The organism is Alteromonas sp. ABH4_457 (genome assembly GCF_056160625.1).
In genome coordinates, this window is the sequence record NZ_JBSWXN010000004.1 from 504,315 (window position 1) to 529,312 (window position 24,998).

24 protein-coding genes are annotated in these 24,998 nt (G+C 43.3%); 18 read left to right on the top strand and 6 right to left on the bottom strand.

The window, feature by feature from the left end:
• Positions 1-34: 34 nt before the first annotated feature.
• The 15 genes from ACXAGR_RS12395 (at position 35) to ACXAGR_RS12465 (ending at position 17,202) form a co-directional block, all read left to right on the top strand.
• A complete protein-coding gene (locus ACXAGR_RS12395) occupies positions 35-1,378 on the top strand; it encodes a secretion/conjugation apparatus DotM-related subunit (protein ID WP_474850671.1) in 1,344 nt (447 codons plus the stop codon).
• The gene (locus tag ACXAGR_RS12400) at positions 1,368-3,980 is read left to right on the top strand and encodes a type IV secretory system conjugative DNA transfer family protein (RefSeq protein WP_474850673.1); all 2,613 of its coding nucleotides are present in this window, start codon (positions 1,368-1,370) and stop codon (positions 3,978-3,980) included. Before ACXAGR_RS12395 ends, ACXAGR_RS12400 begins: the two co-directional genes overlap by 11 nt.
• Positions 3,981-4,067: 87 nt before the next feature.
• Positions 4,068-5,300: a thioredoxin fold domain-containing protein gene (locus ACXAGR_RS12405; RefSeq protein WP_474850675.1), complete on the top strand. Its 1,233-nt coding sequence runs from the start codon at positions 4,068-4,070 to the stop codon at positions 5,298-5,300.
• A gap of 7 nt (positions 5,301-5,307) precedes the next feature.
• Positions 5,308-6,576, top strand: coding sequence for an ATP-dependent Clp protease ATP-binding subunit ClpX (gene clpX, locus ACXAGR_RS12410; protein ID WP_474850677.1), 1,269 nt, complete (start codon positions 5,308-5,310; stop codon positions 6,574-6,576).
• Positions 6,577-6,671: 95 nt separating this feature from the next.
• Positions 6,672-7,064 carry a hypothetical protein gene (locus tag ACXAGR_RS12415; protein WP_474850679.1) on the top strand — a complete coding sequence of 131 codons (393 nt, stop codon included), beginning with the start codon at positions 6,672-6,674 and terminating at the stop codon, positions 7,062-7,064.
• Between the two features lie 9 nt (positions 7,065-7,073).
• On the top strand, positions 7,074-8,588 hold the full coding sequence (locus ACXAGR_RS12420; RefSeq protein WP_474850681.1) for a type II secretion system protein GspD: 1,515 nt from the start codon (positions 7,074-7,076) through the stop codon (positions 8,586-8,588).
• Between the two features lie 4 nt (positions 8,589-8,592).
• On the top strand, positions 8,593-9,495 hold the full coding sequence (locus ACXAGR_RS12425; RefSeq protein WP_474850683.1) for a hypothetical protein: 903 nt from the start codon (positions 8,593-8,595) through the stop codon (positions 9,493-9,495).
• On the top strand, positions 9,492-9,941 hold the full coding sequence (locus ACXAGR_RS12430; RefSeq protein WP_474850685.1) for a hypothetical protein: 450 nt from the start codon (positions 9,492-9,494) through the stop codon (positions 9,939-9,941). Before ACXAGR_RS12425 ends, ACXAGR_RS12430 begins: the two co-directional genes overlap by 4 nt.
• Positions 9,942-10,312: 371 nt before the next feature.
• Positions 10,313-10,714, top strand: a complete 402-nt coding sequence (locus tag ACXAGR_RS12435) for a hypothetical protein (RefSeq protein WP_474850686.1) — start codon at positions 10,313-10,315, stop codon at positions 10,712-10,714.
• 125 nt (positions 10,715-10,839) lie between these two features.
• The gene (locus ACXAGR_RS12440; protein WP_474850688.1) at positions 10,840-11,313 is read left to right on the top strand and encodes a hypothetical protein; all 474 of its coding nucleotides are present in this window, start codon (positions 10,840-10,842) and stop codon (positions 11,311-11,313) included.
• Positions 11,314-11,326: 13 nt separating this feature from the next.
• Positions 11,327-12,949 carry a hypothetical protein gene (locus ACXAGR_RS12445; RefSeq protein ID WP_474850690.1) on the top strand — a complete coding sequence of 541 codons (1,623 nt, stop codon included), beginning with the start codon at positions 11,327-11,329 and terminating at the stop codon, positions 12,947-12,949.
• Between the two features lie 40 nt (positions 12,950-12,989).
• Positions 12,990-14,546, top strand: a complete 1,557-nt coding sequence (locus ACXAGR_RS12450; protein WP_474850692.1) for a GspE/PulE family protein — start codon at positions 12,990-12,992, stop codon at positions 14,544-14,546.
• 5 nt (positions 14,547-14,551) lie between these two features.
• Entirely contained in the window at positions 14,552-15,748 is a 1,197-nt protein-coding gene (locus ACXAGR_RS12455) for a type II secretion system F family protein (protein WP_474850694.1), read from the top strand.
• A gap of 12 nt (positions 15,749-15,760) precedes the next feature.
• Positions 15,761-16,348 carry a hypothetical protein gene (locus tag ACXAGR_RS12460; protein ID WP_474850696.1) on the top strand — a complete coding sequence of 196 codons (588 nt, stop codon included), beginning with the start codon at positions 15,761-15,763 and terminating at the stop codon, positions 16,346-16,348.
• A complete protein-coding gene (locus ACXAGR_RS12465) occupies positions 16,348-17,202 on the top strand; it encodes a hypothetical protein (protein WP_474850698.1) in 855 nt (284 codons plus the stop codon). Before ACXAGR_RS12460 ends, ACXAGR_RS12465 begins: the two co-directional genes overlap by 1 nt.
• A 389-nt stretch (positions 17,203-17,591) precedes the next feature.
• Here ACXAGR_RS12465 and ACXAGR_RS12470 read toward each other — a convergent pair whose 3' ends face one another.
• The 6 genes from ACXAGR_RS12470 to ACXAGR_RS12495 all read right to left on the bottom strand — a co-directional run bounded on the left by ACXAGR_RS12470 (position 17,592) and on the right by ACXAGR_RS12495 (position 22,840).
• Positions 17,592-18,956, bottom strand: coding sequence for a hypothetical protein (locus ACXAGR_RS12470; protein WP_474850700.1), 1,365 nt, complete (start codon positions 18,954-18,956; stop codon positions 17,592-17,594).
• A gap of 170 nt (positions 18,957-19,126) precedes the next feature.
• Positions 19,127-20,107, bottom strand: coding sequence for a hypothetical protein (locus ACXAGR_RS12475; RefSeq protein WP_474850702.1), 981 nt, complete (start codon positions 20,105-20,107; stop codon positions 19,127-19,129).
• A 16-nt stretch (positions 20,108-20,123) separates the two neighbouring features.
• Positions 20,124-20,444: a hypothetical protein gene (locus ACXAGR_RS12480; RefSeq protein WP_474850704.1), complete on the bottom strand. Its 321-nt coding sequence runs from the start codon at positions 20,442-20,444 to the stop codon at positions 20,124-20,126.
• 17 nt (positions 20,445-20,461) lie between these two features.
• The gene (locus ACXAGR_RS12485) at positions 20,462-21,889 is read right to left on the bottom strand and encodes a toprim domain-containing protein (RefSeq protein WP_474850706.1); all 1,428 of its coding nucleotides are present in this window, start codon (positions 21,887-21,889) and stop codon (positions 20,462-20,464) included.
• Positions 21,890-21,900: 11 nt separating this feature from the next.
• Positions 21,901-22,353, bottom strand: coding sequence for a hypothetical protein (locus tag ACXAGR_RS12490; RefSeq protein ID WP_474850708.1), 453 nt, complete (start codon positions 22,351-22,353; stop codon positions 21,901-21,903).
• Positions 22,346-22,840: a hypothetical protein gene (locus ACXAGR_RS12495; protein ID WP_474850710.1), complete on the bottom strand. Its 495-nt coding sequence runs from the start codon at positions 22,838-22,840 to the stop codon at positions 22,346-22,348. Before ACXAGR_RS12495 ends, ACXAGR_RS12490 begins: the two co-directional genes overlap by 8 nt.
• Before the next feature lie 119 nt (positions 22,841-22,959).
• Here ACXAGR_RS12495 and ACXAGR_RS12500 point away from each other — a divergent pair, with 119 nt between their 5' ends.
• Genes ACXAGR_RS12500 through ACXAGR_RS12510 form a run of 3 tightly spaced genes read left to right on the top strand, consistent with a single transcriptional unit; the run spans position 22,960 to position 24,962 of the window.
• Positions 22,960-23,238, top strand: a complete 279-nt coding sequence (locus ACXAGR_RS12500; protein WP_474850712.1) for a hypothetical protein — start codon at positions 22,960-22,962, stop codon at positions 23,236-23,238.
• A complete protein-coding gene (locus ACXAGR_RS12505) occupies positions 23,222-24,337 on the top strand; it encodes a hypothetical protein (protein ID WP_474850714.1) in 1,116 nt (371 codons plus the stop codon). The genes ACXAGR_RS12500 and ACXAGR_RS12505 overlap by 17 nt, the downstream gene beginning before the upstream one ends.
• Position 24,338: 1 nt before the next feature.
• Positions 24,339-24,962 (top strand): hypothetical protein, encoded by a 624-nt coding sequence (locus tag ACXAGR_RS12510; RefSeq protein WP_474850716.1) that lies wholly within the window; start codon positions 24,339-24,341, stop codon positions 24,960-24,962.
• Positions 24,963-24,998: the final 36 nt, after the last annotated feature.

A 24,998-nucleotide genomic window follows, 5' to 3' on the forward strand; every position in this document is an offset into this window, starting at 1 on the left:
ATTTAATTGGTGGTATTTATACGGTGTATTTATTATGTCAGGAAATGCTAACAGGATATCGGAAGAAACCTCGATAATCCTTTTTATCGTTTATGCGTTGGTGATCTATTTTGTAATCAACTACTTTAGTTGGGTTTTTGTAGGTGCGTGGTATTACATGCGGATGGTCGAATTGATGATGTTGTCATTTCTTCCGGACTGGATGAACTTCAACTCGGTAATACCTTACGAAAAGGGTTATGAGCTTTTAAGTCAATACGAACCGTCACAATTTAATGGCTCGTTTATCAAAGAGTTCGATAGTAATTTTGGCGTTTTCACTTCATGGATTCCTGCTCTCTTTGTGTATTTGCTTTATCGAAAGCATGGCAAGCGGGACAGGGGTACGACACAAAAATTCTCAATGCAGGAAATGCTAGAAAGGCAGTCAAAGACCTTTCACTTTCTTAAGCCCTATGTGAATTTCAATCCTGCTTCAATGGAGGATTTGGAGTTTGATCGCACGGACAGTCATAAGCTTCAGTTTCTTCCTTCGCTTAGTAATGTCGAATTTGCCACGCTGGTGCCAGCACTTGGTCTTGAGAAAGAGGCTGAGGAGAAAGAGGCATTTAGAATGCCTATATGGGACGGTGAAGACATGTTTGATGATGATCTGGCCCGTCGTTGCTTTGAGAAACAACTGGGAAATCACTATACCACTATCGAAGAGAGCCTTACCGATTCGCAGATGAAGGTATTTGAGTACATTTCGCCGCGTGTTGGATTTGACCGGCCCCAAATTGTAAAGCTTATTCATAGTATCCGCCTTGGTATTGCTAAGGGTAAAGGGACTTTTAAGCCAAAAGGCGATGAACGTAAAAAATTCACAGACAGAAAAATGCGTCTTGTAAAAATCCTTGAAGCTTCATATGCCAAGCAGGTTGCTTTGCATGGCGAGCAGGCGGTGATTAAGGAAATAAATTCGACGGAGAAGACATCCAAAGCCCTCTCGTTCGATGAGAATCTTCAAAGTATTTACGTCCAGATTAACGCCGAAGAGATTATGAATCGTCATGGCTTTGTTAAGACAGGTTTGATGAGTCTTCTGGAAGAAGCGCGTAACGGTGGTGTTCTGGTATGCCCTGAATTCCAGTGGTTAAAGGGTGAAGACAGGGCTTTGTGGTATGCCCTTCATAGTGTGGGTCGCCAAACTCCTTTCCCTGAAGCAGGGGGGGCGTATGTTCATTGGCAGCTGGAGGTGATGGTAGGAAGGGCAATTACCCAACCTGAAGTGTCTGAGGCTGTTGAAGGTCTTAAATTAGCGCTCCACTGCGACAAGAAGTCTCTGAAGCGCAGGGCTAAGAAAAAGCCGGACGGAGGGTTTGTGTATGGCGGTTAGATACTTTGGGGTTACTAAGAACCTCGACCTTGACCCTTCATTAATAAAACCTGACGTGCGTCCGTTGCGCTATAAGGTCAACCAGTTTCTGGTGGAAAGCGGTCAGAGTGTGCTCCTGCTGGTTGCATTCATGACGCTTGTGCTTCCTTTCTTTAACCAGATGATGCAAACGACATCTGGTTACTCCACCGGTTTAATGACGGCTTTTTATGATGTCCCAGAGGTCTTCGCCCTTCTGGGAGTCTTTTGGTATTGGGTCATAAAATCCCGTTCTCGCGACTTTATGTTCAGAAAACCAGTTGATGAGGATGCGCCTGAGCAATGGGATGAAGAAACGGGCCAGTTCTATTTAGGTAATGATAAAGATGATTTTTCATCGCTTTGGTTTGCCAAAGACGACATGTCTGTCCATTTCCTAGTGTTCGGTAGTACCGGATCGGGCAAGAGTCGCTTTTTGCTGGGTATCCTATACCAGTGTCTGTTGGTGGGTACTTCTTGTATGTATGTGGACGGAAAAGGAGATAACACTGTCTTCTGGCTCGTCTACTCCTTTGCTAGGAGGGTAGGTAGGGAGGACGACTTGTTAGTCATCAACTACCTTACTGGTGGTGACTCTATCAAGGAAAAATCGCCTTGGAACCATAGGTTAAGTAATACAAACAACCCTCTGAGTTACGGAAGTGCAGATAACCTTAACTCTCTCATAGTTGGTCTTATGAGGGATGCTGGTGGTGATGGTGCAATGTGGAAGGGTCGTGCCCGAACCATGCTTAAGGGCTTGCTTAATGCATTGGTTTATAAGCGCGATCATGAAGGGCTTAACCTTGATATCATGGAAGTGCGTAACTACTTTCCGCTTGACAAAATTTTCAATCTTTCACGAGACCCTTCTCTTGAGGATTCGGCGAGAGATCCGCTTCGCAAATACTTAAGTGAGCTGCCCGGATATTCTGAGGAACAAGCTGCTGTCGGTGAAATACCTCCTAAAGCATTGGAGCAGCACAACTTCCTGACAATGCAGCTCACAGAGGTAATGTCTGATTTATCAGAGACTTACGGGCATATCTTTGGCGTACCATTAGGTGAAATTGACTTCAAGGATGTTGTTTTTAACCGTAGAATACTATTCGTTCTTTTGCCAGCGCTGGAGAAAGATCCGGATGCTTTGGAGGGCTTGGGTAAGTTGGTTGTTGCCGGAGTGCGTTCTGCGCTCGCGCCATCACTAGGTAACCAAGTTGAGGGTTCTAAGCGCGACGTAATAGATAAGAAGCCAACCAACTCGAAGACACCTTTTGTATTGATACTTGATGAATACGGCTACTACAGCGTTCCCGGATTCGCAGTTGTTGCCGCACAGGCCAGATCGCTTGGGTGTAGTGTGATCTTCGCAGGGCAAGACTACCCGTCATTCCAAAAGGCATCAAAAGAGGAAGCTGCCTCGACGTTGGCAAACACTAACGTTAAAATTTGCATGAAGCTCGAAGACCCTGAAGACACCTTTAAGGTTATTGAGGCGCGAGGCGGAGAAGCTGAAGTAGCCAGCTCATCCGGACAGGAAATAAAAGAAGGTAGTTTGTTTGGGTATTCAGATCAGAAAACTACAAGGATAGAAGTTAAGAAGAGGGTAAATCTGCGAGACTTGGTTCGTCAGGGTGCTGGTGAAGCACACGTTTTTTATAAAGACGACATAAGCCGGTGCAGATTCTTCTTTTTCGATCCGCCTCAGGCGTTTGCTGCCCGCCTGAACTCATTTATTATGTGTCAAAGGCCCAAGGAAGCGCTCGTCAGAAAAATCATGAACGCCTCAACGAAGCTTGACAACATTTTGACGCAAAAAGAAGCTTTTAAAGGAAGTGGAAAAATTGCTGACAATGGGATCAAAGCTCTGTTTGCAGATATGGGTGTAGCACTGAAGTTCAATGAGAATCCAACGGACGCTGCCATCCACGCTATTGGTATGATTGAGATTAGAAATAAACTTAAGGATATAGAGCTTAAGGGTAAGGTTGATGCCATTGATAGCTTTGATACTGACATTCCTTTGGCGGCTGATGAGTCTGATAACGCGCCCGAGGAGACGTCCTCTGATGATTTGGCTACGAAGATTGCCAGAGAGCTTGAGCTAATGGCGAAATCGTCTGCCAAGGAGCCTGAGTATGAGTCTGACGAAGATAAGGGATCAGAAGAGGAGCAGGGTATTGATGATTCAATGGATGCTGAAGAAATCAATGCCATGGTAGATAGCTTCGATGAAATCGATCAGGAAGAGATGCTCTCAGTCTTACTTAGCGGAATGGAGGATACCTCTGAAGATATGGAGATTGAGGCAAATCTGGTTGCAGAGAAATTTGCTACATTACTTGAAGATTCAGTGTCAGCAAATATCAGCAAGAAAATGCCCTACAAATCAGAAACCATGTCGCCCGCTAGGCAAATGGCAGCGCATGGCGAAAATGACGAGGAAGAGGCTATGGATGCGCTCAGTAAGGCTCAAATGTATCCTGAAAAGCCGGTTCCGGAGAAAATCTCACAAGAGCGTCTGGATGACACCTTAGCCAGTATCTTAATGCAGATAGAAAGCGAGGAAGAAGCTGAAGCATAGAAAATCGGGCTAAACGTAGCCCCGATTTTTTTACATTCTATTTTTCTATGATACACTCCCAGCATTATATTTACGGACTATTTTATTATGGCAACATCAGACAAATCTCGCACCTTGGCTCGTTGGATTCCAAATGTTTTCATAGGGCTTCTGACTCTGTTTACTCTTTATATGTTTTTCGGCCCGCTGATGACGGTAGCGAAAAGCGATAATTCAGGGGCGGTGAGTACAACTCCTGTGATTGTGGTTTCTCCTACCGATTATCCCAGTGTTCCTCTATCGCAATTCAAAGACGCGGTTTCAAGGGTAAAAAGTATATCGGGAGAGGAAGTTATTGTTGCTTTTGAGGATAAGAAATTCGGTTTCGTCTCTCTTATAACCGAATCGAGAAAGGTTTATTTTCTTGTTGAAGCAAAAGGTCGTCAGAGCATTATCGATGGTGATGTTTATGATGTTGAAAATGGCATGCAGCTATCTGATGCTCACGGCCTGATGTTTAGTCCGGTGAGAACTAAGTCTGTTAGTGTCGATGTAAGCAGTGCTAAAAAAAATAATACAGGTTTAGTCACTCAGAAAAAGACTGCTCCTGAGGCCGTGCGGCCAAATGAAGCGGCCTTCGATGAGGAAGCCTACAAGAAGGCGATGTTAGCCAGGATAGGTCAGATTGAATCGCTGCCTGATGTTGTTAAGCCTTCAGTAAATTCTGCTGCAAGCGCTTATGGTAACCCCATGGGCGGGGCGGTTCCCGCTCCAAATAATTGCTTTATAGAGTGGGGCGGGTTCAAGCAGCCAATGGTTGGTTACGACATGGAATGCAACAGCTTGACTCCCGAGCAAAAGCAAGAGCAGGCCAAAAAGATAGTGACAGGCTTACCTGAAGAGTTTTATGTCTCATTCAAGGCTAAAGAAGAGAAGCATCAGATCTTTGTGTTTACTGATTATACATGTGGCTATTGTCAGAGTTTTCACAGACTGATTGACCGGTTTAATGACAAAGGCGTTACGGTTAACTACCTCTTTTACCCACGGGCGATTGCGGAAGGGAGTGATGCTCAGGCAAAAGTTGTTGTGAGCAATATGAATTCTGCTTGGTGTAGTGACGATCAGGTAAAAGCAACGCATGATTTATGGTCAAAGGGGTTCGTTCCTCCATCAGAATGTAAAAAAGACGGCACGAAATTGGACAGCCCTGTCCGTGAGCATTATATTCTAGGTCTATTATTTAATATTCGCGGTACGCCAATGATTGTTGCTGATAATGGCAAAATTGAGTACGGCAACAGTTTTTATAAGCTGATGAACAATTTAGATCTTAAATAGGGGTTTTATGTCAGATTCAGATGTGCAAGATAAAGAGATTTGCTGCTCATTTTGCCAACAGCCAAAATCAGAGGTTGCTAATCAGGAATTAATAACTGGTGTAACATCTGATGGTTTTCCTGCTTTTATTTGCAAGGCCTGTGTAAAAGAGGCTAACAACCTTTTTTATCCGGAGGCTGAAGATGAATGGGATGGTTTACCGTCTCCGTCAATCGAGACTGTCACCGACTTAGTTAGGAAACCTGCTGAAATTGTGTCATATCTGGACAAAGATGTGGTTGGTCAGGAGCACGCCAAGCGTGCTATCGCTAATGCTGTTTATCGACATGCAAAAACTATATCAGACCCTACTGGTAAGCTTAAGCGCAAGAGTAATATCCTTCTGGTGGGTAAGACCGGAACGGGAAAAACGCAGTTTGCCAGAGCTATGGCAAAATTCTTGGGTGTTCCATTTACTGATATTTCCTGTACGTCACTTACGGAGGCAGGCTATGTGGGTGATGACGTTGAATCGATTTTCAAACGACTACTTGAGGCGGCTAACTGGGATGTGGAAAAAGCACAGAATGGAATCATCTACCTTGATGAAGTTTGTAAAATAAGAAAGTTGTCTCAGAATGCTTCCATTACTCGTGATGTCTCAGGTGAGGGGGTTCAGCAATCGCTTCTTAAGATGATAGAAGGTACGGTTGTAAGCGTTCCAGTAACGGGTAGCAGAAAAAATCCATCAGCACAGAATATCCAGTTCGATACGTCAAATATCTTGTTTATCGCAGGCGGAGCTTTCGCTGGGATTGAGTCGTTTATTAAAGAAACTCGCGAAGAGAGTGCAGGCATTGGTTTTGGTGCAAGTCTCTCCTCATCTAAAAAAGAGTCAGCTGGCATGAAAGGTTTGACTGATGAGCACTTAGTTCAATATGGCATGATTCCTGAGTTTATTGGCCGCTTTCCGGTAACGACAGTGCTGAATGATCTAACTGTTGATATTCTCAAGCGCATCCTTGTTGAGCCTGAAGACTCAATCGTTAAATACTATACAGCTTTATTCGCGTCTGAGGGTGTGGATTTGATTTTTGAAGACAAAGGCCTTCAGTATATTGCCGAGCAAGCTTTAGAATCTTCTCGTGGCGCACGGGCACTTGATAAGCTGGTGGATGATCTGCTTGATGACGCTGTTTTTAATTTGCCAAGTATGGAAGGTGGTGCTGTGGTTGTGGTAAAAGGTGATGGTGTAGTCTCGGTAACAGGGGGTAATATCGCCCCGCAAGCCGCGTAAGACCAATTAATACTTCATTTATAACCTGCATTTGTTGCAGGTTTTTTTTAGTTGTTCTATTATTAGGCGACATTTTTTTAAGGTGTATTATATTTATGAAGCTTAGCAATGTAATTATCTTGACCGCCTCCTTAATGGCGGTTTTTCAGGCAAGTGCTGACAACTCAAATCCATTTTTGCGTCCAGAAATTAAAACAGTTTCCGTTGATAAGGCGATGGTAGTCCAGCCTCAGAGTCCGGCTGTTAATCCCTATGAATCTTCAATGGATGAGCTGGAGATGTCGGGTTTCAAAGATCATTTTGGTGCCCAAAAGAAATTTGTAGACCCTCGCCTGTCAAGCGAGACAGTTGTGTATCGTGGCTTTATTAACGGCACGCATCTTTATTTCGACACAAAGGCGCGAGAGTACATCTTCGATAAATCTGGCGTTGAGCCAGTGAAAACACTGACAACCTCTCTGCCTGCACTCAAAGACGTGAATTTTTAAGGATTATTTATGAGACAATCGCTATTTTATCTGGGTTCTGTGGCGGCTGCCATGTTGTTATCAGGCTGCGCCTCTATGCCAGCGGATGATGAGGTAATTAAAGATAATGATTACTATGCAAATCCAATGATTGAAGAATGGAAGGCAAAAGAACCTGCGATCAAATTTTTTAAGGTTGATGGTGGTCTGGTTATCGCAGAACCCAATGGCATTCCTACAGCTATCAAGAATATTGATATTTCGACAGGCCTGTCTCCTGAATCTACCGTTACAGACTTAGCGGTTATGCTTGATCAGCTCGGAGTTTATGCGGTTATTCCCGAGAAAGAAGTACGCGACATGCCTATTGCTCTCTTTGCTTTTGAAGGGAAGCTGGGTGACTACTTAGATGCTGTAAGCTCAGCTTACAACGTTAGTTTCAACTGGAAGCGTGGAAATGTTTTGACAATTGAAAAGGCGTCAGACTATATCCTTCGCATACCGCAGGATGAAGACCTCGCAACAGCTATTCAGACGTCACTGGAAAAGCTGGGTGCCTCTAATGTGCATTTTTCCCTTGAGAGTGGATCTATTCTTTACAGCGCCCCTCTTAGTAGTCATGAGCGCATTGTTGACTACGTTGAGCGTCTGAGTATTAATGCTGCAATGATTAGCATCCAAGCTTCTGTGGTTACTGTAGCACTTGATAACAACCTGAATCGCGGTTTTGACTGGTCGTCTCTTAATGCCACGATTGGTAATGCGAGTGCTTTTGAGTCAAGTGAGAGTACAACCAGTACGACAGACACTTCTACGACTGATACGGATAGCGATGATACTTCAACCTCAGGCTCTTCTGTAGGTAGCTTCCTGTCAAGCAGCCTGTCTGAAACCAAAGCTCTGATGTCGCTAACAAACGGCGGTGGCTCGCTGAGTCTTTTAAAGGGTGATTTGAATTTTACGGCAGCGATTAACTTTCTAAATACCTATGGTAATACTGAAACAAAACAAAGCGTATTAATGAAAACACTGTCCGGTAAAGAGGTCGGCATCAAGTCGATTAATGAAGTGCCTTATATTGATAATGTAGGTACTGCTAGTTCTCAGAGTGGCTACACTAATGGCACAGGCTTCGGCACAACCAACGTGGAAACACTGGAAATTGGATTAGATCTGACGCTTAAACCATATTACAGCTCTGATTCTGAGATTGTGACTATCGATATCCAGCTGGAGCTGAGTTCTCTTCTCGGCATGATGGAGCTTCAAGCAGGTAACCAGCTGGGTACTATTTCATACCCTAATACACAAAAGCAGTCATTCAAGGATATCGTTAAGCTTCGGGCTGGCGAGCCAGTGATTGTTGGTGGTATTACTTACAATCAGATCGCGGATTCCCGTTCGAATCTGGCATTCTTAAAGGACTACGAGACAGCCAGTCAGAATCTTGTTATCTCACGCAATGCGATGTTCATTTTGTTGAGGCCAACCATTACTGTTTTTGGTGATTTTGACCAAGATCAGGTCATCGTGGTTAAGGAGTAGGGTTATGGGTTTGTTTAAGTCAAAAAAGGATGACGCTGGCCATGTTAAGGAGCTGAATGATACCCTCTCATCTGATGAAGGTGCAGGTGTTTCTGACAATGATTATGGTGAATCAGCTGAGTTTAGCCTGCCTAAGGATGTTTATGTTGATTTCTACGCAATCAAAGACAAGAAGCGTCTCAAGAAACATATTTTGGCGGTAGCTGAAAAGCAGTTCACGTCATTAAACGATGTGACCTACCAAATGTTGCCGCATGGCGACGGGTATCTGTATGAGATTCATCAAAGTGGTAACGGCAGGGGTTTTCTTGGTGACATGTTGGCCAACAATTACCCTGACCCTATGATTGTTACTTCTGACTCAATTTATCGCCTGACATCAGACAGTAGTGGTAATATTGTTACTTACAAACTGACGGGCGATGATGTTGATGCAGTGTCGAATTCGCCTGAAGATTACGACATACTTACAGGAGTGGATAAGCTATCACCAATTAAGTCTGTAGGATTTGGTGTTTTCATGTTCGGCTTGACAATTGCTGTGCTCGGTTTAATTACTTTGGGTGCATCTTCAGCGTACAAGTATTTTGTAGTGGATAAAGAGGAGAATATTTTCTTTACCAATATGAATAAGTACTTTCCTACGGATTATGTCGGAGATCTGAAGAAACAAATGTATTCACTGGATTTATCGACAGAGTTCTTCAAGTCTGCTACCTATGATGTTAAAGCTAACCCAGTATGGTCAGTCGAGAAGGGAAAGATTGAAATTCAAAAAGACAGTGCTGAAGGGGAAATTGTCGACCCAGATAATGCTGTTGGTGAAAATCTTGAACTTGATACAGCCCCTATCTATCAGGAAGAAGGGGAAGGTCTTGAGGACTTAGAAGTTGAGGTGCAACCATGAATATTTTAGGGAAAAGTTTTTACATTACCTCCGGAGTATTGTTGTCTCTCGTGGGGTTCGGGGCAATGGGTCTCTCTGCAATGCACTTTATTGAACCTGTAAAGCCCGTAAATTACCAGAGGGTGAAGGAGGCTAAGATTAACTTCTGTGCAGTTAACTTTGCCAACAACAAGACTTACATGAATATGGCTGTTGAGCGTAAGGGGGATACTGTTACTTTCTTGGCTCACGGTCTCAAAGAGTGGGAAGGTAAATTCAACATGGTATCTCAGGTTGAATCGCAGTGTGAAGGGTTAGGGCTGACCAAGATGTGTTTTGGTGAAAACTGTAACGTCGCCGAATTGTCTGGCAATAAAGCGAAGCCTGTAAGGCATAATGGCCTATATTTCGAGCTGACTTATGACGATAAACATATAGACCCACGTATAGAGCGAAACTGGAATTAAGCCTCCTAAAGTTAAAAGCCCGCGTCTAGCGGGCTTTTTTGTGTTTAATGCTTAATTGCTGCACTTTAATTGCCCCGTTTCGAGACCCAAAAAAGCCACGCAACGCGCATTATTATATAAACAACCTATTTAATCGGGAAAATATGAAATTATTCACATTTTTTTCGACATAAGGGATTCGTATATTCCCCCATTATATCAATAGGTTGGAGCGACAAAGATAGTTCGAGGCAGTTATTTTCAATAAAAATCAGAAGTTTTTCACAAAAAGTGTTTGACGTTAAATATACCACGTATTAATATTACCACAGTTGCCGAGGAGCACTCGGTAAACACTTTGAAATTTGGTATTTATATAAGGTATTTTATTTATGTTTTCATTGATCATCTCTATCATCGCTATCGCTCTGGCTGCTGTTCTGCTTCTGACTTCTGCTTTCTACGGTGGCGACGCCCTGACTGAAGGTTCTGCGAAAGCTGAGGCAGCAAAACTGGCCAACGAAGCGCAGCAAATCTCCGGCGCATATGACATGCACCGTGTAGAGAACGGCGGTACTGCTCCATTAGACATCGCTGAACTGGTAACTGACGATTACCTGAAAGCTGCGCCTATCACTGATTGGGTTATCTCTGGCACTGATCTTGTTACTTCTGACTCTGCCGATGTGGACGAAGCTATCAGTGATGAAGTGTGTGGATACGTTAATGCCACTGCAAACGGCCTGACTTGTGCTGCTGGCACTAACACCAACGTTGTGACTTTCGCTCTGTAATCGAGCTGAAAGTATAAAAAAGGGGGCTTTGCCTCCTTTTTTTTGTTTGTAAAATCACCTAGTTTTATTTCAATTTTCGACCTTTCTGTTTATAATAGCCCGACTATTTAACTTGGTATTCTACGATGTACGGACTTATTCTATCTATAATCGGTATCGCTATATTCTCAGTATTCATGGCAGCAGGCTCCAACTATGTGGATACGGACAGACTGGAGTCACAGAAAAAACGAGCAGTTTTGCAGTCTGCCTTGTCGGAGTATGCGTCCGGTGTCGTTCAGTTTAGTGTTTTGTTCGGTAAGAATCCCGTTTCGGTTGGTGAAGTTTCTCCAGCGCTTGTGGATGCACCGGCCTTAACCTCAGGCACTGTAGTTGAGCAGTTTTCTACCTATAGTGTCCCTTCAGTGGGTCAGCGTTTCGGGATCTGCTTAAGCTTCAGTCAGGTTCCGCTTTCAACCTACATGGCTGCTTCGGGGCTTAAGGGTGATATGGGGGGGTCTCGCATCAAAATAACATCATCTTGTAGTAGTTTAGACGAAATATCTGCGCCTCTGGCATACCCAGCCAGCTTTAACCTTATCTATCTTATTAAGGCATAAGGAGTCCTTATTTATGCTTTCACTATTCATTATCCTTATCCTTGTGCTGGGGGTGGTTGCGGTTTCATATAATACTCAGTTGAATATGATGAATAGCAGCAATCAGCTGTATAAATCTATTTCAGAGCGCACAACTGTTACGAGCTGGGTTTCTTCTATTCAGTCTGCTATGCGGCCCTATGGTGTTAACAGAACCTTAGTTGTACCGAATGGTGTAACAAACAGTGAAATTGATTACATGAAGCCTCCGTCACAAATTAATCTTCCGGAGGTGAATAGCTGGGGAAATGACTACATCTACTGTCCGTATGCAAGGACAGAAGCGTCGGGAACAGCGTCTTTTAAATCGGGCGCAGGTAATACCTACTCAGGTACGCTTATAACGGGTGCGGATGGTATCGAGTATGTAGCCTCAGTGGCTGCTGACGCAGATCCCACAAGTACTGGTCTTGTTGCAGCCATTATTTCCCCACTGCCTAGTGCTGACGAGCTTTCATGTGATGATATTCGTTACGACTCTATCAATAAAAGTTACTATACTGTCAATTACAATGGTGTAGTGTACGGCCTGAATTACAACGCAATGGTGGTTAGTAATGTGGCTGATAGTGTCGTGCTTGAATCCGGTGGCACGTCGCTTGATGCGGAGGCGGAATTATGGCCCTCTGTGCTTCCTGATGTATTTACCGTGAATGCGCCTTCTGCTGACGGTTATTATCTTACTGAAACAATTAATTTTGTGAACCCTGTTGGTAGCAAGGAAAAGGTCATCAATATTTTTGGCGAGGGTATGGATGTCAGTAGGTTTGACAGAATGGCAACTGGAACTGTTTTGCGGTTTGAGAACGTGACAGTAAATCTAAGTAATGTAACATTCAGACTGGGCATGACACTTGAGTTTATTAACTCTAAAGTGACTTTGAATAACGCAAATCTTCCTCTGGCAAAATTTGAAAACTCCACTGTCTCTGTAGTTGATATTGCTCATATCAGTGCATATGGTGATGTTGTTACCATCAAAAACAGTTCGTTTAATGCGCCAAACTCAGAGCTTTATTTAAGAAGTTATATGGGCGGGCTTGCTTTTGATGTTCAGAACTCAGACCTTGCTATTAATGATCTGTCCATGCGTAATTTTAACAACGGCGGTGTCATGATGGTTTTTGGTCATGGCTCAAAGCTTACGGTGACGGGAAGTTTGATGTCTCAGGGATCATCACTTGATGCTGTTATTAGTGGTGACAAGGGTAGTGAAATCTATGTTGGTGGGCCGATTGCCATTCAGAATGTTGTTGATGCTGCATTCTATATGCTGTCAGATTTTACGCTATACAATAGCGCAATGACATTCACCAGTTCTCCTAATGTGGCTGTTATGTTAGGTGGAAGTGGGACGCTTGACTTTGAAGGTTCTTCGATTGCTGCAACCGGCAGCGCTCCTGTGATTGGTGTTCAGGATATAGGCGGCGCAAAATTTGTAGTTGGCACAGGTTCCGGTATAGTCGCATCAAGTGCATGCTGGGATGGGGTGATATTTACCGATGCTAATGGTCAGGTGAGCGGCAATACATCAGAGCCGACATCGGATACCTTTAAGGGTGTGAACCGAAGCAACTGGAATTGTGTCATTAATTAATGCATAATGAGCGGCATTATTTATACGGAGTATTTTATTTGTGGCAGTTAGAGATCAGAAATTACGTGATTATATAACAAGGCACGAGCTGGTTAAGCCGATTGAGCTTGAGGCTTGTGTTACTGAAGTTGAAATTACAAAAGAGCGACTAGGTAAGGCGCTCGTGAAAAATGGTTTTATCGATCAGGACACATTAATTAATGCCCTTGTTGAAGTTACTGATGATGCGTTATTTGATGAAGAGCTAATTGTTCCTCATGTACCAGCAGATATCCTTTGGGATACACAAACAAAGATTGTGGCCTTAACAGTCAAGACTGTTTATATCGCGACAATGAGTTCTGAAAATGAGGTCAGATACAGGCTGGAACGCTACTTTCAGGGTCTGAACATCAAGTTCACACCTGCCAACCTGACAGACATCGAGAATTATCTGGATAAGCTGACAGGTCTCGAAAACTCCGAAGAAACTGTTTTAGAAAACCTGCTGCATCAATCTGTTGTTCAGAGTGCGTCTGATATACACATTGAGCCTAAGACTGACTCATACACTGTTTTCTTTAGGGTTTTGGGTGAGCGAAGTATTGTTTATGAAGGCACGCTTGATGAGCACATGTCACTTGTTTCGCGAATCAAAGATAAGTGCGGGATGGATATCGCTGAACGTCGAATCGACCAAGATGGTAAGTTTTCATACGAATATAACGGGCGCATCATCGACCTTCGTGTGGTGACTATTCCTATGCGTGAGGGTGAGAAAGTTGTAATCCGTCTGCTTGACCCGAAAAACGCAAACAAAAAACTTACCGATTTAGGTATCAGTAACCTGAAGGCATGGCGTCAGGGTACAAGTTTGTCATCAGGTCTGTGTCTGATTTGTGGCCCGACTGGTTCTGGTAAGACAACCACTCTGAACGCTACGACACGACACTTAGACCGATTTGGTAAGTGTATCGGCACAATCGAAGATCCTGTTGAGTACTCTATCCCTTACGTAACGCAGATTAACGTAAATGAACTTATAGGCCTAACCTTTGCCCGTGGTGTGCGTGCATTCATGCGGGGCGATCCGGATGTCATTATTGTTGGTGAGATTCGAGATATTGAAACAGCTCGAAATGCACTGAAAGCTGCCGAGACGGGACACTTGGTTATCGGTACGCTCCATACTGAATCAATTCGCGGTGCCATTGACCGTTTGCGCGACATTGGTGTTGAAGCGCATGAATTAAAACAGATCCTCCGAGCCATCATGGTTCAGCGGCTAATGAAAGTTATCTGCAAGACCTGCTATGGCGAAAATCCGGATTGTCCGCATTGTTTTGGTCGTGGCTATTCATCACGAACCATCGTTTCGGAGGCGAATTACTTCAAAAGTTTCGATGATGTAAAGCGCCTGCTGACTACCGATGATATCTGGTGGGAGAACATGGCTCAAGATGCTTATAACCAGTATGCCCGAGGTGATACGGACATTAGAGAGATGTATCGTGTATTTGGTGTTGAAGGAACTGACTTAGTTCTTGAGAACGGTATGAATGAACGGGACAAAGCGCTGATGGCGGCAGGCAAGATTGATATGAGCGAGTACGAGTAATTATTATGGCTAAGAATATCAAATTCATTGTTCAGATTGAGTCGCGACGTCAAATTCGAAAAGAAATTGTTGAGGCTGAGTCAAAGGAGCAGGCGCTTCGTCGTGCCAAAACTATGGGGAAGGTTGTCGCCATCGACAAACAGCCTTGGTATAAAAGCTTTGAAATCAAAATGGATGACTCTGAGCGCCAGATCTTCTTACAAAGATTGGCAGCGATGTTAGCCTCCCGTGTAGGTGCGGGGCAGGCGCTTCGCCTTATGCGTGATACCTTTAAAGGGCCAATCAGCAAGGTAAGTGGTCGCATGCTCAATATGGTTGAGTCAGGCGATAATATCGGTAAAGCGATGGAGAAGATTGGAAACCGTCACTTCGGTGCTCAGGTTATTGCGCTTGTTCAGGCTGGTGAGCGGGGTGGCAATACGTCCAAAGCGCTAAAAAATGCAGCTCAGTTCGAAATGGAGATGGATCGCATTAAAAAGAGTGCAGGGTCAGGTATATGGAGCGGTCTTTCTTCGTTCTTTGTGGCAGCAATCCTTATTCTTGGTACGCGATTCTTCTTTGCTCCCAAAATGCTGTCCTCCGATATCATTCAGATGAAATGGGAAGAGGTCGAAGCAACGGTTAACTTTTGGAAGATGGTTGCAGACATCTCTGCTGTTTTCATGGGTATTTTTATTCTGTTTTTGATGTTCGTAATGTTTATGTCCGCTTTGTCTCGGGTAGGGCCGGGAAATGTGCCGCAGAAGGCTGACAGGGTGATTATGGGGATTCCTATCGTTAAAGACCTGATTCTGGCCAAGAACAACTATACCGCTATTTTTGGCCTCTCGATGCTGATTGAGTCTGGTGTAAGCATGGTGCAGTCACTGACTATATCAGCTGATGCTACACGCAAGGGGCAGATGAAAGAAGACTTTAAAGCTGCCGCAGCGGCGGTTAACCGAGGTAAAGAATGGGCACAGGCTATGTATGGCTTACACCCTACAGACAAAGCGGCATTATCCACTTCGGAAGATCGCTCGCAAATTGCTGAGTCACTGAATGCAATTGCAGAACAGTACAAAGCTATTTATGCAAGTCGTATTGCAATGACAGCCCCTGTGCTTCAGGGTATCGCGGCGCTATTCCTTATGATAGGTGCAGGCGTTCTCTTCGGCATGTCGATCCTCCCTATGCTTAAGATTTCTGCATCAGGTCTTTAAGGAAAAAATACGATGAAATTAAAATATATTCTCGCATCAATCATGTTTACAACTTCTGTTAAGGCAGCGACGCATACACCTGCGCCCGTAAATGTGATGGATTCTCAGGCGTTAACAGTAACGCATATCACAATGAGTATGCTTGAAAGTAAAATCCCGTCTTTTAGAAATTTATGGACTAAGCGAGAGCGTCTTGATGATGGTGTCGTGATATATAAGCAGGACGGTTTATTTTCTCTTGATGATGTAGCCTACAGAGATGTGGAAATTAGTCATATGCCTGCCAGACGCTCTGGTTATCAGGTGATGAATTCCGCATCTGCTTTACAGTCCACTGGTGTACTTACAAATAAAATCCGCATGATGGCGGGCATTGCACCTGTTTCAAATCATGATAACAAGCCTGTAATGCTGTGCCGCTTGGAGAATCATATTGAGGATACTTTCTACGAAATGACAGCTTCTCAATTTGCTACTTTTCAAACAGCGTTCCCTGCTAATTACGCTATGGGCCACCTTTGTACCACAGCAGGTTCGAGTCGTTCGTACTGGAAGAACCGCTTAAATGATTTTTACGACGAATTTGGGAATAAACGATAATGAAGAAAGTACTTTTAGCTTTAAGTGTTTTGGCGATGAGCGTTTCCATGGTTCAGGCTAAGGAACGCACAAAAGATCGCTTTCTCGGTAAGCAGGATGCATCTCAGGTGGAGAGTGAGGCAAGTCCGGATATTAAGAAGGCTCCCCTTTTGGGTGCTGATTTCGTGGATTCTCATCCTGAACTCTCTAATGCGCGGTATTGGGGAGATGCCGAAAGAAGCACTGTTTATCAGCATGAGCAATTAAGTTTTGATTATTCCTCAGCAGAAGAGGGCAGTGATGGCAGTGTAGATATTTCTGGCTTTAAAGACATGAGCTATGCTGTTGTTAAGCCGCACAATGAGGAAGAGAGGAAAAGTACGATTACTCCGCCAGTGAGAGCGGTTTTGGGTGTCGGGCATCATAGCGGATATGATAAATTTGAAGCTCTAAAGCGCAGAGAACAGAATATTAATTTCCTCCCTGTTTTATCAGACGATAGAGGGTATCTGATTCGCTCAGACATCTACTGGAAAGAGCTGAATGGTGTAAATGTAATGGAGAAACAGTTCCTTTCTAATCCTGAAGCTGTTGTGAGCTACACAAAGCACTTTAATGAACTCGTGTTGTCTATCGCAAGAGAAAGCTTTCATGAGGCATTGCGCTACGATTTAAGCATGGTTGATGTTGATGTTTTGAATCCTGATGCTTCTGAATTTAAAAAAAAGGAATTTCCGTTTGTTGTGCGTGAAATATGCCTGACTGACAAACTAAGCGGAAATAAGGTTTTTGCGAGTGCGAAATTAGATACAAAAGATGGAATGGTAATGAATTTATCTGTGTTCGAAGGTATTCAGGAGTGTGGGGGGAGCTAATGCCCCCAAGTTCGCCCCAATCTTGCGAAAACCGGTGCTTTTTTTAGGTGCCGGTTTATTGTTTTGAGTGCAAACAAATAAGCCCGACTAGCAAACCATGATATAGTGGAAAGAACTACTGTCATAACAGATAACCAGACAAGCCCTGCCCCAGCCATACTGGAGAGTGGAACGATTGCCGCGCCGGAGACAAGCATCACTACTGATGCTAAGTATAATTGCTTAATATTCAACTTAATACCCTCTGCTGTTGTGTCTATATAGAATAACACAAAAAAACTAAATGTCAAGTGAGCGGCGGTTTTTTCTGTATAAAAACACAGCATTTTGAAGCACAAAAAAGCACGCTTGGTTACCCGAAGCGTGCTTACTTTTTTCTAATTTTTTGATTACGAGATTTCGCTTACGATATCTTTCATAGATCCGAAAGCGTTTACAAGAGCATTTTTAAGTTTCTGTTGACGCTTTTCCACACTGCTGATGGCAACTTCAATACGATAGCGGCTTGTTTCATCCAGCATCGGCAGCACTTCGGCCAGAGACGCTTGGAGGTTTGCGATTTCAGGGAGATCAGAAAGCTCTGTACTGACCTGTACTGGTCTAGGCATTTCTTCCACTGACGTGTCGGTATTGGTGTCAGCCTTTGCTTCTTTTTGTTTAACTGGTGATGGTTTGCTGTCAGTATTCTTCGCTTCTTTTGCCTTCGCTTCTTTTGCCTTCGCGGATTTATCTGCTTGGGTTGCAGTTGCTTTTGTCGTTTCGCTACCAGATTTCGTGGGCGTTGTTTCCTTTGTTTCGCTGCTCGCTTTTAAGGCTGCGGCTTTCTTTGCCTTAACAGCTGGATCTTTGCTACCTTCGAGTTTTGCATCAGTTGTATATTCAGGGAATTTGACCTTCTTGTTGAGGCTAAATATTTTGTTTTCTTTTTCCAGTTTGCTGATTGCATCGTTGATATCAACCCGAGTAAAGCTATTTGGAAGCTTTCCTTGAATTCGATTCAGCTTAATGACTCCGCCTTCAGCATTTTTGATGACATCCAGTACCATTTCTTCGATTGGCACCAGCTCTGGCGTTGAGGATTTGGTTGATGAGGCAGTCTTTTTCGTGGCTTTAGCTGCCTGAGTCTTTTCAGGTTTTGCTTTTGGTTTTTCGCTCGCAGCTTTTTTCTTGGCCTCTTCTCTTTCTTTAATGAATTTTGAATAGCCTTCTGCATTGAAGATGTAAATATCTTCTTCCCACTCAGTGTCCTTGTTTACAGTTAGACCTCCTTTTTCAACGAGAAAATTCAGAATTTGATCTATCTGTTCTACGGTGGAATTAAGTTCGTCTGCCAGATTTGAGGCAGTCTGAGGTCTTTCTTGTAGTGTGATTATTGTATCATTAAGAAGCTTGTTTGTAATATTTGCTGGTTGAGTTGATTTTGCTGGTTTTGCTGGTTTTGTTTCCGCTTTTGCTTCTTTAACGGTGTTTTGTTTTTCTGTGGCGCGGGTGTTTTGTGATGTTTTGCCTTCATCGGTAATTCGAAAAGCTCTGTTTTCACATACAATGTGTGAATCTGGAATTTCCGAGGCTGTATTCAAGATGGCGTTGATAGTCCCTCTTGGAATATTGGCCTGTTTTGAAATTTCACCTGCCGTTTTTCCTTCGTTTGTAACCAAGCTAAGTACTTTCTCAACATGATCTTGGGTTAATGGGGTAGGGGAGCTTTGAATAACAGAGTTTGCTAGAACTTGCTCAATCATATTCATGTTCATGGAAAAACCTCGATATGTTGTGTATACCTAAGCGGATAGTTGGCTCAGTAAAAAATGGATCAGATTGTTGTGTAAGCGGAGAGCTATGAACTTATAATAACCATAAATTTAAAAAATGCAACTAAAAAGCCCGTAATAACGGGCTTGAAGAGGGTTTTAACCAATTTTGGTTAACGAATGATCTGTTTTTGCATGGCTGGAGATTTTCTTGCAGCCTTGTCACGAGCATTTTGGATTAACTGCTCCTGACGAATTTCTGCTTCCATTCTGGCTCTTCGCTTTTCCTCTTTCAAGGAGTTATCAGGTGGAGTCACCATTTTCAAATCTCTCTCTAAGGATTTGATTATTTTCAAATCTTCATTGATGTAGAACTCCAGCAGGAGGACGGCTTTTTCATTGACGCTTCCGGCTCCGGAGCTTTGTTCGGATGCAAGATACTTTGTCACTGCAACAACGTTGTGTGAAACTTTCTCTCGTAATTTTTCCAATGCCTTGTCTTCGAAAGGTTTGCCTTCTGCGATATATTTTCCATAGAGGTAAGAGAAATCAGCAAAAATAGGTTTATATCCTGATTTTGCGCCAAAATCTTTTAACAGAGTTTTCTCAAAAAACTGCCTTTGCACATAAAGGATTGCCAGAGGGAAGCCGATGTCGCTGCTGACAGCATCGCCGAATACAAGATCAGAAATTTTTTCAACTTCTGAAGTATTCAACCAAGAGCTTAATAACCCGAAAGTAACTTCGTCCCAAACCATGCGGTTTAAGTTTGATCGTCCGTTAAACGTAATACCGGCTGCAATGCCGTTAGGCTGAAGCTTTACACCTTCTTTATCAGACGATACATATTCAATCAATGGGCGCTTAGTCATTACATTTTCGCGAACCTTGAAATTGTCCACAAGATGCTTAAATCCTAATGCATACTTGCCAAGCGCACCTGTTGCATCCCGATACATTGCAGGTTGCAGTCTAGGGGATGATTTTGGCATTAGCTTGATATCAATATCAGGAACGATATGGCCACTGACAGAGTAAGAGTACCCCTTTGGTGTAACCTCTTTATTCATTTCTGAATAGGCGTAACCGCCTGTTGCCAACACACCGGCTAAAATAATGCCAAGCGCTATTTTTCCGTTCCTGTTTATTTTCATGATATCACCTATGCGTTTAAGCCGCTTTCGCCTGCTTCTTCAGTTTTTTATCAAAATGCTTGGCGTTTTTTGGATTTTCAAAATACGCGGAAATTTTTTCTTCAACATACAGCTTTGCACTTTCTTCGGAACCAGCGTTGCGGATCATTGAAGCCTTGGTTTCTGGTTTGAGCTGGAAGAACACACGACCAACAAATTCTTTGCGACCTTCTTCACTGCGAATCATCTGAGCCACTTCATTTTTCCCAATGCGCTTAACCACACTACCAGCCACTTTGATGATGGAGGGGTCGAACTTAGATAAAATACTGATGGCGCTCTTTACTTGCTTAAACATATAAAATTCTCCGTAAATTAAAACCCCTGATTATTGAGAACAAAAGTCCCGTCATCAGAGGGTGTAATGCGAAGTATATTTAAGCATTTTTGCTTCTTCTGTTCAATAGACAAAGTATTATTATCCAGAAGTTCCTCAAGGGATCTAGTGATTTTGGGTGTGGTCAGCAATAATGATAGCGAGTCTGTTTGTAACGCTATTCTCATGCCCTTCAAGTTCAATCTCAACTGACTGTTCTCAAAATTCGTAAACTCCCTTAGTTTCTTGATGTGTGAATGAAATGTGGATGGCTGCCCTAGCTCCATTGAGTCCAAGAGACGTAGCAGCTGGAAATCCTGATTAAAGGCCAACACTTTTATCTCAGCACCTCTTCTCGGTATGGAAGTGCCTTTAAACAGATATACAGGTTTTGGCATCGAATGATGACTGTCTGAGACCTCATGGATTGTGTGCGCGGAAATTACATTTATATTGTTATCTCTACAAACCCGAAGTATGGGGTTAGAGAGAGTTGGAACGCTAATTTTAAAGCGCTCCGGTTTGCGGTGCAGTAGTGTTCTTGTCAATATCATTGAGAACCCTTCAGATGAAGAGTCTTCATCTGCATCAAGATCAAGGGCTGAGATGCCAGAATGCTCGCCATTCATTACTTCGTATGCTTGATTGTATGTGCGTGTATAAGATACCAATCCCTGTTCGTACATTTGCTGTAATTCTGAAAACGAATCACAGGGATCTTTTCCTGATAGTAGTGACCGCTCCTTCAGGTAGTCCATTGTATTATATAAGCCTACTGTCTGACTGGTGGAGTCGGTAATAACTGACTCTGAGGCGGACTCTAATGAAGACTTTAGTGTGTGGATATCTTCCGCTTTTCCTTCAAACAATACCTGCGTGCCTTCCTTCGAGTAAAGCAGTGCGTGCGTTGGTAATGTAGGCTGCTGGTGGATAGCGCTGATTGCTGGAGTAAGAATTCTGCCTCGCGTAAGCATCTTGTCTTCGTTCTGATAGAAACCTATTACTCGATCAAGTAAACGCCTAGATGCAGCCTTGGTCATAAGGCCGATATCTATTTCACTACTGGCCTTTTTTATCGCGCTGTTGAGGTCGTCTTTGGTGAGAGCGTTGGTTCTGACTCTCCAAAATTTCTTTCCACAGGATGTCGCTATATCTTTTATGTGTTGTGCTATCCATTCGCCTTCTGCATCGTTATCTGTAAGGCAAAGCACTTCGCTGTGAGAATTAATTTTACTGGTTATTACGCTTTCACGTTTAGGGCTTATGGCCACTAGTTCAGGGTTAAGCTTGTTGTCCAGCCCTAATGAGTCATTAGGCAGGTCAAAAATACGTCCCTGTGTATAACAAAATCCTACATCCCTGTCAGAGAACAGGTCTCTGAACAGGTTGTATTTGTTGGGTGATTCGTAGATAACTAAAGGCTTCATTTTGATGCTATTTAGTCAATTCGGGTCTGAACATCTTCATTGAGGTCGAGGTCGATTTCGCCATCGCCGACTGCTTCGTCAATACCATCTTCCAGTTCACTGAATTTTTCATTAACCTGATTTACTGCGTTTTCAGATACGGCCTTTAGGATCTGACAAGAATTTATTTTCGATATATCGATACCGAAGTCAGGGAGACCGGGGAAGTTTAGTCCGAGATCACAAGAGTCAGGATTTTCGAAGAAATAGGGAATCCAGCCCGGATCGCCAACTTCGGCGTTCATATCAGGGCTGGTAGTATCGGCCTGCGTTCTACAATATTCTGAAATTATATCATCAGTCGCACGACTTCTGACTTTCAGACGGCACTCTCCGGCTTCCGCCGTTTCAGTTCCACCAAAATAAAGTCCCGACAACGCCAAGACAGCCATAAGTGCGGCTGTGGTACTTGATTTCTTAGTCATTAACACTTTCCATTACCTCTTTGTTTAAGTGTATGAACAAATCAACGCAAATCGACCTATGGAGAAATGCCTGAACTCGTCCACAAAATATCCGAAAATAAACCTGTTGCTCTTGCGGGGTGCTTTCTTCCCTCATCATTTCAGCAGATTCCAAATAACATACCACCCCCCATCCAACAGGGTTGGTCTCTGTGCTGCCATACCGGTCAAGATAAGCTACTGCGCTTATACACTGCCGAAGCGGCATTGATAAAAGAACAGGTATCAGCTTGTGAATGATTTCCTGCTGCTCCTGCTCCAGTGGGAGCTTAACAATGTCTGGTAATGCAGAAGCTAGCTTGGTGAATAAGTCAGAGAACTCATTATATGAATATGTCCAAGATTCTCGCTTCTCTAGATCATCAAGAAATCCTCTTACGTCAGGCGTAAGCGCCTTCCAAAAAGCATCCTGTGTCTCTGGCTCAAAATATTTTTCTATTGTTGCCACGTAAAATACCTCTTAAGCGAATATACCACTTTTTAATTGATTTTATTTTAGAATTAATAGATCATATATTCAATAGATTTCGCACATTCGGGGTCTAGTTATGTGTAAGGTGTATTTATATGAAGTACCAATTTTCAACTTCTGCGGCAGATGCCGCTAGGTTTGTTACCAGAGCTGAGGTCGAACACGCAGACTTGGGGTTTGGTCGCTCTAAGCATATGGGCGGAAATAAGCACAGACGTACTTTGATTTCCCGAAATATGAATATCATGGCGGATATTTTTCGTGACCGACATGGCATTACGCGAGATCAGTTCTTTAAGGGGCTTTCTGAGCACAGTACTTATGAAAGCAAGGTTGAGCAAGGTCTGGGGTTAGAACGTGAAAAAGCTATTTAAGAAGGTATTAATCGCATCTGGTATTGCATCATGTATGGCGTCTGGTGTAGCGGTCAGCGCTACATTTAACGATCCACTTAATACACTACAGAACTCATTTACTAACCTTCAGGACGTAGAGCACCGAATTGCAGAAGAGCTTGAGAATCAGGCGCAAAGAATGCTTGAGAAAGAGTTGTCGAAGTTAGGTCTGGAATCAGAGGCGGCAACAGCTGCACAGGAAGTCATAGCAGAGCAGCGTTTGGCAGAAAACCTGAGAAACTCTGAAGTGGCCAGACAGCAAGAGCCTCTTTTTGATATTTGTCAGGATTCAGGTCAGATTTCATTCACTATGAGTACTGATATGGAGTGCTATCGCGACTCGATTATCGATGAAGTAATTACTGAAGCGAAAGATTCTCGCCCTAACGGCAACGATACGCCGGAGGAGAAGGAAGAAAAGATTCAAAGCTATACTGCGAACAGAATTTTTAACTGTGAAGTCATGCTTACAAATACTGATTCTGATGTGACTGGCGATTACGCAGATGCATCAGAGAGTAAATGTTATGACCCGCGCTTCCTGATTGATAGTTATCAGACGACTGTTCCTACAGGTAAGGATCTTGAAGCTGCGAAACAGGCAATTGCAGTTCTTGCTCAGCCTACCGTTGAGGAGGCTCCCGCAGCAGCAGATTCATTTAACACAAAATATGGCAGAGAGGCGCATTTACAGCATCAAAGAAAACAGATGATGAAGGATATTGTCCTCAATGTTTATTCAGAAAATCTCAAAATGACAATGCCAAGTAAGTTTGCAGATGCAGAAAAAACAGACCCGCTTCCTTCGCTGCTTCAATCGCTTGAGGATTTTGATAACAACCGGTATGGCGACCCAGAGTTTCTTTTGAAAATCGGTGCTGCACATGCAGATAAAAGCAATACAGATGTGGATGTGGCTAAGGCAAGTACCTACAACATTGAACAGGTGCAGCGTGAAATGGCTGTTATGGACTCATTTCTTGTTCATATGGCTGTGTTGCAGTACAAGTCTCAGCTTCGGATGGAGACGATTCAAGCATCCCTTCTGGGCTTAGAAACAACACCGTTGGATAAGTGATATGAGGATTTGGCTTCTCCTGATTATTTCATTACTGCCATCTCGGGCGTTTGCTCTTGATTACAGTCATCTTCTCTCTGATTTTGAGATTTATACGGGTATTGCAGTAAATGCGGGAAGGTTGGTTGGCTTTATCATGTTTGGAATGGCGTGGTATGGAATTAGACAGAACGCCTTTAATCCGAATCAGTATCCTCTTAATGCATGTTTATGGGGGATGTTCTCGGGACTTGGCTTGATTATGTCCGGAGTTCTTTATACGGCATTCTATGACACTCTTTTTGATCAGAACGTTGCTTTTGATAACAGCTTTATTGCTTTGAATCCCTCCTCCATAACTGCGATCACAGGGACTTCTGGCTCTAGCTCAATATTAAACGTAATGATGCCTGTAGAGACCATGGGGGCGATTTTAGCGGTAATGTATTTTATCGGCGTATTAAGTTTCTTAAAGGGTATTTATATAATTAAAGATGCGGGAAAGCAAAACTTTGCCGACTCAGGAAATTCGAATCTTTCAAAAGCAATTGTTCATATGATTGCAGGTGTCTTTGCTATGCATTTCACCAAGGTGGGTTGCGCTTTAGAGGCATCTTTTGGATTTGGTTTGTTTTGCGTGACCTAAGTTGCGTCCTGCTTTTATTTAATAGGGTATTTATTT